Source organism: Mesorhizobium sp. M0062, from assembly GCF_040323125.1.
Classification (GTDB): Bacteria; Pseudomonadota; Alphaproteobacteria; order Rhizobiales; family Rhizobiaceae; genus Mesorhizobium.
In genome coordinates, this window is sequence record NZ_JAMYUO010000001.1 from 232959 (window position 1) to 245068 (window position 12110).

The 12110-nt window shown below is 62.7% G+C and carries 8 protein-coding genes and 1 pseudogene; 1 reads left to right on the forward strand and 8 read right to left on the reverse strand.

Translation table 11 applies throughout. From position 1 onward, the window contains the following. Nucleotides 1–77: 77 nt before the first annotated feature. From NKJ64_RS01100 to NKJ64_RS01125, 6 genes are all read right to left on the reverse strand, one after another. Nucleotides 78–2456 carry a polysaccharide biosynthesis tyrosine autokinase gene (locus NKJ64_RS01100; protein WP_023689994.1) on the reverse strand — a complete coding sequence of 793 codons (2379 nt, stop codon included), beginning with the start codon at nucleotides 2454–2456 and terminating at the stop codon, nucleotides 78–80. A 190-nt stretch (nucleotides 2457–2646) separates the two neighbouring features. Continuing rightward, nucleotides 2647–3543 (reverse strand): UTP--glucose-1-phosphate uridylyltransferase GalU, encoded by an 897-nt coding sequence (gene galU, locus NKJ64_RS01105; protein ID WP_352461818.1) that lies wholly within the window; start codon nucleotides 3541–3543, stop codon nucleotides 2647–2649. Nucleotides 3544–3618: 75 nt separating this feature from the next. Beyond that, nucleotides 3619–4569: a glycosyltransferase family 2 protein gene (locus NKJ64_RS01110; protein WP_352461819.1), complete on the reverse strand. Its 951-nt coding sequence runs from the start codon at nucleotides 4567–4569 to the stop codon at nucleotides 3619–3621. Further along, a complete protein-coding gene (locus NKJ64_RS01115; RefSeq protein ID WP_352461820.1) occupies nucleotides 4559–5506 on the reverse strand; it encodes a glycosyltransferase family 2 protein in 948 nt (315 codons plus the stop codon). Before NKJ64_RS01115 ends, NKJ64_RS01110 begins: the two co-directional genes overlap by 11 nt. Further along, complete coding sequence (locus NKJ64_RS01120) at nucleotides 5503–6498, reverse strand: glycosyltransferase family 2 protein (protein WP_023711254.1); 996 nt, start codon at nucleotides 6496–6498, stop codon at nucleotides 5503–5505. Before NKJ64_RS01120 ends, NKJ64_RS01115 begins: the two co-directional genes overlap by 4 nt. Nucleotides 6499–6540: 42 nt before the next feature. Beyond that, the gene (locus NKJ64_RS01125; protein WP_023689991.1) at nucleotides 6541–7713 is read right to left on the reverse strand and encodes a glycosyltransferase; all 1173 of its coding nucleotides are present in this window, start codon (nucleotides 7711–7713) and stop codon (nucleotides 6541–6543) included. A gap of 294 nt (nucleotides 7714–8007) precedes the next feature. Here NKJ64_RS01125 and NKJ64_RS01130 point away from each other — a divergent pair. Further along, nucleotides 8008–9057 (forward strand): annotated as a pseudogene (locus NKJ64_RS01130) (polysaccharide pyruvyl transferase family protein); the annotation flags it as partial. Between the two features lie 225 nt (nucleotides 9058–9282). Here NKJ64_RS01130 and NKJ64_RS01135 read toward each other — a convergent pair. Both NKJ64_RS01135 and NKJ64_RS01140 read right to left on the reverse strand, forming a co-directional pair. After that, the gene (locus NKJ64_RS01135) at nucleotides 9283–10746 is read right to left on the reverse strand and encodes a lipopolysaccharide biosynthesis protein (RefSeq protein WP_352461822.1); all 1464 of its coding nucleotides are present in this window, start codon (nucleotides 10744–10746) and stop codon (nucleotides 9283–9285) included. After that, a complete protein-coding gene (locus tag NKJ64_RS01140; protein ID WP_352461823.1) occupies nucleotides 10743–11912 on the reverse strand; it encodes a glycosyltransferase in 1170 nt (389 codons plus the stop codon). Before NKJ64_RS01140 ends, NKJ64_RS01135 begins: the two co-directional genes overlap by 4 nt. Between the last annotated feature and the right edge of the window lie 198 nt (nucleotides 11913–12110).

Sequence of the window (12110 nt, forward strand, 5' to 3'; positions counted from 1 at the left end):
CTTCGTTTGAGCGTGATCTTTTCCGAAAACCGGATCCGCTTTTCCGGGTCACGCTCCTTTTCAGGATCGCGCTCCGTTCAGGCGGCGGTCTTGGCCCGCACGTCCGATTTCTCCAGATAGTAGGTCGAATAGCGGTCGAAGAACTTTTCCGAGCCGCCGAGCGAGCCGTATTTCGGCAGCTTCTTCAGATCGACCTTGTTGAGCACGGCGCCGACGACCTTGCTTGCGACGTAGGGTTCCTGCTCCAGCAGCGAGCGCACCATGGCGCGCGGCGTGCGGCCCCATTCGGCAACCAGCACGAAGCCGTCGACCAGCGGCGCAAACGCCTTGGCGTCGACCACGGGGCCGAGCGGCGGCAGGTCGACGATGATGTACTCGAACGTCTCCTTGGCGTTGTCGATGAAGCGCCGCATGCCGGCCGACGACAGCAGCTCGCTGGTATGCGAGAACTGCCCACGCAGCACGGCCGGGATGATCGCCAGCTTGGTCTGGCGGTCGACCTTGCCGACCGACTGCCAGGTCTGGCCGTTGACCACGGCCTCCATCAGCCCCTGCTCGGCCTCCATGCCGAGGTTGCGGCTGAGGCCAGGATTGCGCAGATCGGCGTCGATCAAAAGCGTCTTCGAGCCGTTGGCGGCCAGCAATCCGGCGAGATTGGCGGCGACCGTAGACTTGCCCTCGCCGGGCAGGACCGAGACCACGCCTATGACCCGGCTGCCTTGCCCTTCCATGACGACGTCGAAGGCGATCTTGGCGTTGCGCAGCGTTTCGGAGAACATCGATGCCGGCGCATCGACGCTGACCCGCATGCGCGCCCGTTTCTCGGCCGCCGACAATGTGTTGGCGCCTTTGGCATCCGCCGCACCGCCGTCGGCGTCCTTGCCGAGCCTGCCGCCGATCATCGGCAAATAGCCGAGGAATTTGAGGCCGACGCGATCGCGAATGTCCTCGCCGGTCCTGAAGAAGCGCTCGTTGAACTCATTCAGGCCACCGAAGCCGGCGCCAAGCAGCACGCCAAGCACCAGCGACAGCGCCAGCACCCTGGAGGTGCGCGGGCTTGAGGCGGAAAGCGGCGTTGAGGCATCCGAGATGATGCGGACCTTGCCGACCGGGAAGGATTGCTGCTGCGAGGCCTCCTCGTAGCGGCTAAGGAAGGTCTGGTAGAGCGTGGTCAGCGCCTGCGCCTGCTGGTCGAGTTCGCGCAGTTTGACCTGGCTCTGGTTGTCGATAGAGCTCTTGCCGGCCGCGTCGGCGATCTTCTGCCTCAGTGAGGTCTCGCGTGAAAGCGCGACTTCATATTCATTGCGATAGCTTTCGGTCAGTTGCTTCAACTCGCCGAAAATCTGGGTCGACAGGTCGGCCTTTTCCTTGGCCAGCGCCACCGCCTGCGGATGGTCGGCGCCGAAATTGGCCGTCACGTCCTGCAGCCGCTTGGCCACTGCGAGATAGCGGGTCTTGAGCGTTGCAATGACGGAGCTTGCCGGCTGATCGCTTGAGATGGCGGAATCGTTGAAGGCATTGTCCGAGCCGCTTTCGACGATGGTCTTGTATTGCTGATAGCGGGCGCTGGCGCGCGCCGTATCGGCCTGCGCGACGATCAGTTGCGCGGTGAGATCGGCAATCTGCTTGTCGCTGATCAGCTGGCCGTCGCTGTTGGCGGCCAGACCATGCTCGGCCCTGAATTTCTCGACCGCCATAGCGGCCGCCTGTGAGTTCTGACGAAGCTCGGTCAGCCGGCCCTGCAGCCAGACCGCAGCGCGCTCGGTGGCGTCGAAGCTGGCATTGAGCTGGTCGGCGAGATAGGCGTCGGCATAGGCCTTTGTGATGGCGGTGGCGAGCGCCGGATTGGTCGACTGGTAACCGATGGCGAGCACATAGGAGCGGCCGTTGCGCTGCGCCAGCACCTCGCTCTGCAGCTTCAGCACGGCATAGTCGTGGCGCGCCGTCTGCATCATGGCCTGGCGTGTCGCCTCATCGACGTTTTCCATGCCGGGAATCTGCTCGGCGGAACTTGAGCGGAAATAGCCGATCACGCCGCGCACGAAGCCGATGCCCTTGACCAGCGCCGATTGCGGCGGGTTCATGAACTCTGCGTTCTGGTCGAGTTTCAGCTTGTCGACCACCACCGAGGCCAGCCGCGCCGAGGTGATGATTTCGATCTGGCTGAGCAGGGCGGCGTCGGTCTGCATGGTGACGGATGCAGCCGAGATGTCGTCGATGACCTTGTTCAGGCCTTCGTCGATCAGCACGCTGGCGACCGACATGTATTGCTTGGGCGTGGTCTGCAGATAGAGCAACCCCAGGAACAGGCCGATGATGGCGCAGACCGCCACCACCTTGACCTGACGCGCCGCCATGCCAAGCAGGCGCTCGACGTCGATGAAGTCTTCACCCTTTTCCTGATCGGGGTTGGGCAATGGCATCCTCTTGTCGAGAGGAAAGCTGGCATAATTCATCTTCGATCCAATTCTAGGTTACAGGCGCCGGAGCGAGACGGGTCAGGTCCCACCTCGTCCGAAGCTGCGGAGATCGGGGGCAAGATATACAACGCAAGCTTCATGCCATCCGGCGCTGGGCCTGAGCGGCCAGGCGTGCAGGCATGAGCCGCGCCATCGTCCAAACGCATATGCCCTCGAAAGATGGGCATTATGCGGCCACTTCCTGACGCTCATGCGACCGCACGAACGCCTGCAGCATTTCCAGCACAGGTCCCTTCATGTCGTCGCGCGCCAGCGCGAAGGCGATGGTCGCCTCTATGAAGCCTTCCTTGGAGCCGCAGTCGAACATGCGGCCATTGAAAGGCTGGGCAAAGAAAGACTGGCTTTTCGCCAGCCGCACCATGGCATCGGTAAGCTGGATTTCGTTGCCGGCGCCGCGCTGCTGGTTGCCCAGCAGCGAGAAGATCTCGGGCTGCAGGATGTAGCGGCCGTTGATGTAATAGTTCGACGGCGCATTGGCCGGCGCCGGCTTTTCGACCATGGCCGTCACCTCGAAGCCGCTGCCTGTCTCGGCGCCGCGCCCGACGATGCCGTATTTGCTGGTCTCGCTGGGATCACAGCGCTCGACGGCGATCACATTGCCGCCGGTCTGGTGATAGAGATCGACTGTTTCAGCCAGGCAACCTCGGCGACCGAACGACACCATATCGGGGAGCAGCAGGGCGAAGGGCTCGTCGCCGATGACTTCGCGTGCGCACCACACCGCATGGCCGAGACCATGTGGCGACTGCTGGCGGATGAAGCTGGTGGCGCCGGCCACGGGCAGCATGCTTTCGAGCGCCTCGAGCTGGGTCTTCTTGCCGGTTTGTTCGAGCGTTCCAATCAGTTCGGGGTGCAGGTCGAAGTAGTCCTCGATGACAGCCTTGTTGCGGCCGGTGACGAACACGATGTGCTCGATGCCGGCTTCGAAGGCCTCGTCCACCGCATATTGGACGACCGGCCGGTCGACCACGGGCAGCATCTCCTTCGGAATCGACTTGGTTGCCGGCAGGAACCGTGTTCCAAGCCCCGCCACAGGGATGACTGCCTTCCTGATTTTCTTCATCGCAAATTCCTTCTGAGCAGATCGATTTCAGCCTGTTGCAGGCCACGAACAAACGTCTTGATGTACTCGCCCTCCTTACCTCTCCGCGCCGACGGCAAACTGCGCCGCCACCCTTTTGAGGCGGACGGCGATCGGCATCGACATGTGCCTGACAGCCGCCGGATCACTTAGCGCGGTGCGTATCGCTTTCAACGGCGAACGCGCCTTGATGTGCTGGACCAGCGACAGGAACGATGCCGCCTTGCGCAGGCTGCGGGCGCGTTTGGCGAAGGCGGCCGCAGCAGCAGCGTCCATGGAATTGGTCTCGGCGAAGACCGCGTCGGCCTTGCGCATCGCCTCGATATGGTGAAGCTCGAGCACGCGCGAGATCGAGCCCGTGCGGATGTGGTAGATATAGCCGGTCGTCGGCTCGACGACGCATTTTCCGCTCTTGGCCAGCGCGTTGGCGAGCAGGATGTAATCCTCGCCTATGCTCAGACTTTCATCATAGCGAAGCCCGTTTTCGATCAGGAAACGGCGCTGGAAGATCGGCTTGAGATAGCCAAGGTTGAACGTGGATTCGAAAACGATGTTGCCAGCGATGTAGTCGGCGAGCGTGATTTCACGCAGGCCCTCTAGATATTTGGCGGGAAACATCGTCGCTTCGGCAATGCGGTCCTCGCGCACCACCTGGAGGTTGTCGACGGCGATTACAGCGCCCGCGCTTTCGGCCCGCGCGATCATGGCGGCGAGCCGCCCGGGCAGGACGGCATCGTCGGAATCGAGCACCGCGACCCAGCGGCCTGAAGCCAGTTCGAGCCCGGCATTCCTGGCGCCGCCAGGGCCACGATTTGCCGGCAGCGCAACCACTTTGACGACATCTTTTGGATAGGCTCTTGCAACGTCGAGCGTGTTGTCGCGCGACTGGTCGTCGACGACGATGATTTCGACGCTGACACCGCGCTGGGCCATGGCGCTTGCGATCGCCCGGCCGAGCGTGGCCGCGGCATTGTAGGCGGCGATGACAAAGGAGACGTCAGGCTGCACGCTTGCCCCCTTGCTGCGCGGAGGTGAGGCCGTATTGGCGAATTTCGCTGATACCGACCAGGCCGCTTACGACGCCGACATGCATGATGCCGCGCAGCACGCTGCGGTTGCGGCGGACCGGGCTGATCGCGGTCAACGCCGCCATGCCGAAGCAATAGGCGGCCTTGGCCGAGGCAAGGCAGACAGCCTTCGCACGCTCTATCACGCCTGCGTCATGGCCGATGAGGTGGCCGTGCGTCTGGCCGAAGCGGAAGCGGCGGCGGCGCAGCCAGTCGAAAGCGGCTCGCGAACGCGGCACGACTTCCTCGACCCACGCCTCCGGCGCAAAGGCGATGCGACCGCCTGCCTTGACCATGCGGTCGAAGAATTCGGTGTCCTCGCCGCCGCTCTGGCCGCGCGCCAGGCTGAAACGACGGTCGCGCAAGCTGTCGGCGCTCATCCTCAAAAGGACGTTGCAGGTGTAGCCGGTGCGGATTTCGCCCTGCACCCAGACCGGCAAGGTCGAATGGAAATCGCCCTTGCGCATCCAGTCCGGCGCATCCGGGCGGTAGAGCGCCCGCACCGGACCGAGCACGGCCTCGGCGCCGCTTGTCTCCGCGATAGCAATCAGTTCGGCCAGCCATTGCCGGGAAGCGGTTTCATCGTCGTCGATGAAGGCGACAAAATCGGCCGTGCTGGCATCAAGACAGGCGTTGCGGGCAACCGAGATGTTGCGCGCCGGGGCGTGCCGGTAGCGGGCCACGAGCTTCAATTCGCTCGCCAGCGCGGTCACCAGCGGCTCGGCGGTCGGCTCGTCGTCATTGTCGGCGACGATGACGCCGATGCCGAAACCGGCAGGCATATCCATGGCAGCGAGCGACCGCAGCGTGTCGGCCAGTTCCGGCCGCCGGAACGTGCAGACGCAGATGTCGATTCGGCGGCTGTCGGCGACCATCATGCCACCCCGCGCTGCGATCGCGAGCCGAGCAGTTGCAGCCAAAACCCGAGCGACCAGCCGAAATGCATGACCATCGCCGAAATGCCCGCCAGCACATTGTTGGGATTGCGCTGGCTGATGGCGGTCACAGCGCCGTAGCCCAGACAGACCGAAGCCCAGACCAGCAGCGGCACCGCCGCCAGCCAGTGGATAAAGGAAAATACCGCGAGAAGGACGACCGGCGCCACCAGCAGCGGGATCATCTGCCGAACTTTCGGGATCATGCGGTGCTTGAGCACATTCTTGGCGCGGCCGCGGCCATAGCCGAGATATTGGAAATACAGGCCCTTCAGCGACGAACGCGGATAGTAGACCATCTGCGTCTTGCCGCTCATCCAGATGCGGTAGCCTGCCCGGCGCAGGCGGTAGTCGAGTTCGGCATCCTCATTGTGGCTGAAGGTCTCGTCATAGCCGCCGACCGCGGTGAAGGCCGAGATCCGGATCAGCGCGTGATGGCCATGGTCCACCCATTCGCCGGCCGAGAAGTGCCGATGCTTGGAGCCGCCGGTGCCGAGCTTGGAATTCTGCGCCGCCGCGACCGCTTTCTGCACCGCGCCGCTGCCGCTGGTCAGCATCGAGACGACGACCGAATCGGCTGAAGTGGCGAGCGCCTCCTCGACCAGCCGGTCGCAATAATCGGCGGGATAGCCGCCATGGGCATCGATGCGGATCAGGTATTCGGCGCCGTCACCGAGGCTGGCGACGGCGAGATTGATCGCCGCGCTCTGGATACGTTTTGGGTTGTGCAGGAGGACGACCTGAGGGTCCTTGGCCGCAACCGCTTCGACAATGGCCAAAGTACCATCGGTGCTGCCGCCATCGGCAACGACGATGCGGGCGCCGAGCCTTAGCGCTGCCGGCCTGAGCTGCTCGAGCAACGCGCCGATATGGGCTGCCTCATTCAGGCACGGAATGACGATCAGGCTTGGCGGCAGCGCTTCGGTTTGCGTCATCGGCGCCTTTCCATGAACTGCACTTTTGTCATTGGTCATCCTTCAGGCCAGTGCCTCGGTGGCGAACGAACCAGGGGCAACCGCAAGGCCGCGCAGCCTGTCGACAAAGGCGCGGCAGTCGCTGCGGTCGTAGCTCCAGGTTCGTGGGTTGCGGGCCAGCACACGCGCCTTGGCCTTGCCGAAGTGCTCCTGGTCCATGCGGCCGAGCGCGGTTTCCAGGATTTCGGGCGTGGCAGCAGAAAGCAGGATGCCAATGTCCTGCTGGTTGAGAAAGCGCCCCGTCTCGGTAGTGCCCATCGAGATCGGTACGGCGCCGAAGCGGCAGCCCTCATAGAGGCGGTTGGGCAGCAACCATTCCGAATTCTGCCCTTCCTCGAAGAAATCGATCGCCCAGGAAAAATGCACTTCGCCGTAGATCGCGGCCATGTCTTCCGGGTTGCGGTAGGGGCCACGAAAGGAGAGATAGGGTTCGGCCTCGACAAAAGCATGGAAATCCGGGAATTCCGAGAGTGCCGGACGGCCCCGGAGGACGACCTCGAAGCGCCCGCCCTGACGGCGCGTGAAGTCGGCCAGCAGCTCCAGCGAGCGGCGGCAGCGCAGCGCGCCGAACCAGCCGATGCGCCACGGGGGTGCTGCAGGGTTTTCGGCCTTTGACCTGTCATCCAAGGCGATCGGCGCGGTTTCGAAGTATTTGTTTTCGACCAGTTCCACCGGTGCGGCGACCTGCCCGAACGGCTTGAAATAATTGGCGATGAAGGCCGGTGAGCTCGTCACCAGAAGCTTCACGTCGCGGGCGAGATAACGCTCCGCTGTGCGCAGTGCTTTGCCCAGCATGTCATTGCGCAGCACCAGGCGATGGATGTCGAGGCATTCGTAGACGATCGGCACGCCGCCGCGAAAGGCGGCCTTGGCGCGCCTGGCCAGCGCCAGCATTTCCAGATTGCGCGCGATGATGAGGTCGGGCTTCGGCATCGCCGCAAGCTTCGAGCCTATCGACAGCGCCGCCTTGGCGACCGCCGCCAGACGCTGGCCGAATCGGCCGTCACGCGTCGCGCCGAGGTCGACCGGCTGCAGCCCCTCGACGTCGGGAACAGCATTTGTGGTCCGACGGAAGCCGGCCAACGTGACCCGCGCGCCGCCTGCCTTGAGCATTATGATCCGCCGGCGCACCGCCGGGTCGGAAACATCGTGCACAAGGTACAAGACATGCAGCATGAAAACTCGACCGCTGTTGGCCCACCCAGGGGAATGCTAACCCAGCTTTTGCTGCATCGCAACATTTTTGGTGCGCCGTAGCATAAGTGCACGTTTTTTGTTGCACTGCAAAATTGATGCGTTACCCTCCGTCGGGCTTGAGCGCCGCTCTGGCTGGTCACCCAGCCCGATGCAGCGATGGATTGTGACGCGAGCCGCATCGGGATCGTCCTGGCGTGGGTATTTTCGGTCACCATGCCCGTCCTAGGCACCGCAGGCCACGCCGCGGAATCTGCTGACGAAATGAGGTATCCCATGAAGATCGTCGTTGAAAACACAGTCTGCCTGAATACCGGGGATGCGGCGATTCTGCTGGCGATCCGCCACATTCTCAAGACGATCGTGCAAGGCGACGTGCGGTTTGCCGTCTTCGACAGCCAGCCCGAGGTTGCGGAACGACTCTATCCGAAGACGGATTATCCCGACCTCGAATTTCATAAGCTGCTGTCGGAATCCCTGTTCCGATACAAGAATGGCAGCGGGCTGAGGGACCGGTTCAAGCCGATCTACAATCGGCTCGTTCTCCAGGCCCTGCGCTGGTTTGGCAGCAGCGCGCTAGGCAATTTTTTCAGCCATCGCGACCGGCGCGGTCTCGATATCTACGCCGACGCGGACATGGTGGTCACCACAGGGGGAACCTATCTCGTCGAGAACTACAATCTCGAACGACGACTCAATCAGTTCAGGCTCGATGCCGTATTTGGCAAAGATCCGGTCTTCTTCACGCAATCCCTCGGTCCGTTCGACAAAAGTTACAACCGCCAGGAGCTCGGCCCGATCTTTGACCGCAGTCCGCTCATCCTGTTGCGCGACGAACGGTCGCGGACCCATATCCGGGACTTGGTGAAGGATCTCGGCAAGTGCCACGTGGTGGCCGATGCCGTATTCGCCTTGGCCGATACCGACAGGATCGGCAAGCGTCTCGCTTCCAGCCAGCCGCCGGCGTCGACGGGCCGCGTCGCTATTTCGGTCCGCCACTGGAACTACGTCAGCGACGGTGAGGGCGGCATGCGCCGCTATCTGGATTCGATCCGCGAGATCGCCACAATTCTTGTCAGGGACCTTGGCAAGGAGGTGACCTTCGTCTCCACGTGTCAGGGCGTGCCGGAATATGCCCATGACGATTCCAAGACCGCACAGGCCATCGTTGCCGAGCTCGATCCTGAGTTCGCCAGCCACGTGACAGTGGACGCTTCGTTCCACACGCCGGACCAGTTGATGGGGCTGGTGAAGGGCTTCGACTTCGTCGTCGCGACGCGCATGCATATGATGATCATGTCGCTTTGCGTCGGCACGCCGGTGCTGCCGATCGCCTACGAGTTCAAAACCAAGGAAGTGGCCAAGCGAATCGGTGTCGACGATGTGCTGCTCGACATCGACACCGTGACGCCCGAAGAGGCGCGCGAAAAGCTCGGCCGGTTTGCGGGAAATCTCGACCGCTATCGCAAGACAAGCCTTCAGGCCGTGCTCGAAGAACATGCTTCGGCAATGTCGGCCACAAACCTGCTGGCGCCGCTGATCGCCGGCCGCTCAGCGGATATTGCGCGCGGCGTTGGACAGGGTGGTGAACAAAGCGCGTCGCGACTGCGGGACGGCAAGCATGAAAACGAGACCGATGCCGTAGTTGAGGGCAAGCGCCAAAAAGACCGCGAGCAGGTCTGACTGGCCCGTTAGAGACGCCGGCAACCACAGGTACAGGAACCAGGCAAGCAGGGACGAGGCGATGAAAAGCCCCTGCATGAGCAGGAAGTCGGCGGCGGTCACCGGACCGACGCGATGGACCAGTAGCGCCAGCACGGGAACGCGCAGCACGTAACCGCTGATGGCATAGGCCGCGGCAACGCCGACGGCGCCCCAGTGCAGGCCGACGACGAAGGCAGCGACGGTCGTCAGCGACGAATAGATGCCCCAATGGAACATGGTCTTCGTCTTGCCCTGACAGATGAATATCCATCCCGTCGTGCTTGAAACGGACTGGACCAGGCTGGCGATGCCCAGCCAGGCAAAGATCGGTGCGACCGGTGCCCAGCCCGCGCCGAAGAGAAGTCCGACGATCTGATTGGAGGTCAGCGTCAGCGCCGCGATGCCCGGCATGGTAACGGCCGCCAGCATCCAGTTGGTGCGCACATAGATATCGCGAAAGCGGGCCTTGTCATCGTGGATGCGGCTGAGCAGCGGCACCATGACCCGTGTCAGCGGCTGGTTGATGTTCTGCAGCGGGAACAACAGGAGCTTGTAGGCGCGGTCGTAATAGCCGAGTTCGATCGCACCGGAATATTTTCCGATGAGAATGTTGTCGAGATTGCGCGAGAAGAAGTTGGCGAGGTTGAAGCCGGTCAGGTTCGCGCCGAACGACAATATATCGGCATCGACCTTCAGGTCCGGCCGCAAAGGCGTCCAACGCGCCACCAGCCAGGCGGCAGTCAGGGCGATAGCTGCCGAAACCGCCGGGCCGATGACCAGCGACCAGTAGCCCAACCCCGCATAGGCCGCGATCGCGGCGGCCAGAAGTCCGGCGGCGGCGCTTATCACGTCGTTCAGTGCGAGCTGGCCGAACTGCAGGTGCCGGTTCATCAACGCCAGCGGCACTGCGGCGAGACTGCCGAGAAGCAGCGGCAGGGCGGAGCCAAGGGTGATGCCGGACATACGTTGATCGCCATAGAACGCGGCGATGGCAGGCGCCAGGCCGGCCACTACCACGGCACTACCCAGCCCGACGAGCGCGCTGATCCAGAACACCTGGTTGAGCTGCTGGTTGCTGATGTCCTTGCGCTGAACCACAGCCTGCTGCAGGCCCAGATTCTGAAGCAGCCCGACGAAGGCGACGATCGGCCCGACGGAAGCCACCAGACCGAAATCCTCGGGGACGAGCAGACGGGCCAGCACGATGACGGAGAGAAACTGGATCGCCATCTTGAAGCCCTGGGCGCCGATGGTTACCAGCCCGCCGCGCAGGGCGACACGACCGAACTGGGGGGGCGGATTGGCGTTCATGCAAGCGACCTCGTTTCGCCAAGCCGCATGGCGATTTCCACGAAATGTTGGTTCAGCAGATCGGAGTTGAACTCCGCCTCGATCTTCTTGCGGGCTGCGAGAGCGATCCCTTCACACGGCTTCGGATTCTCGGCGATCCAGGCAAGCTTGCCGGTCAGCGCCGCAACGTCCCGCTCAGCCACGAGAAAACCCGTCTTGTGATCGTCGATCAGTTCAGGGATCCCGGAATGATATGTGCTGACCACCGTCAGGCCGGCGGCCATCGCTTCCATCAGCGAAACCGGAATGCCTTCCAGATCGCCACCGCGGGCGCCGACGCTGGGCAGCAGGAATACATGCGCATCGCGCAGACGCTGTTTGACTTCGCTGTGCGGCCGGGGCCCAAGAAAATTCACCCTGTCGGCAATGCCGAGCTCTGCGGCGATCCCCTTCAGCTGCTCGAGAAGTTCTCCGCCGCCGATCACCGAGTAGATCCAGTCTCGCCGCGGCAGGCCAGCAAGCGCGCGAAGCGCATATTCGATGCCCTTCTTTTCAGTCAGGCGGCAGACCGAGATGAAAGAGAGCGTAGCCTGCTCCCATGAACGCCACCGATAGTCGATGTCACTCGGCCGCACCCCCATATGGTGAACCACAACCTGCTCCGGCGATGCACCGACCTCAATCAAGGCATCGCGGAAAAACGCATTCACCGGCAGTTGAAGAACGCCCTTTTCGAACACAATCTTGTAGCGCGCGAGCGTATTGTCATGCAGCGGTTCGCCGACATCACGGCCGTGAAATATCGTCACCAGGGGAGCGGAAATCCTCCCGCGCTTGATGGCGCGGGCCACGCGCATGCCGTTGTTGCCGAAATGGGCAACGATGACGTCGGCGCCCTGCAGTTTTCGGGCATGAGCAATGTCGATGGCGGTCGAGAGCTTGTCCCAGAACCTGCCGGACCACTTCCTGAGCAGCGGGCGATAGCGACCCAGGCCACCCCACCAGCATATGACCTTTCCTGGCAGCGCCTGCCAGCGCGGATCATCGATGTTGCTGTCCCTGCCGAAGGACGTCTCGTTGCAGACGACGCCGACTTCCATGCCGCGCTCAAGGCATCCGGCTATCTGGTCGAGAACAAAGGTTTCGGACAATGAGGGGAACTTGTCGACTACGAAGCAAATCTTCATCGGCAGGATGCGCTCGTGCGGAGAGCCGGTGTGCCCTTGACAAAAGCCGGGCCGAAAACAGGGTGCCGGAGGCACAAGACATGCAGCATGGAACTCTACCGCTGTTGGCCCACCCGCAGGGACGTTAGTATAGGTCTTGCTGCACTGCAACATTTTTGGTGCACTGTAGCAAGATTTCCCTCGGCTTGGCGTGTCTGC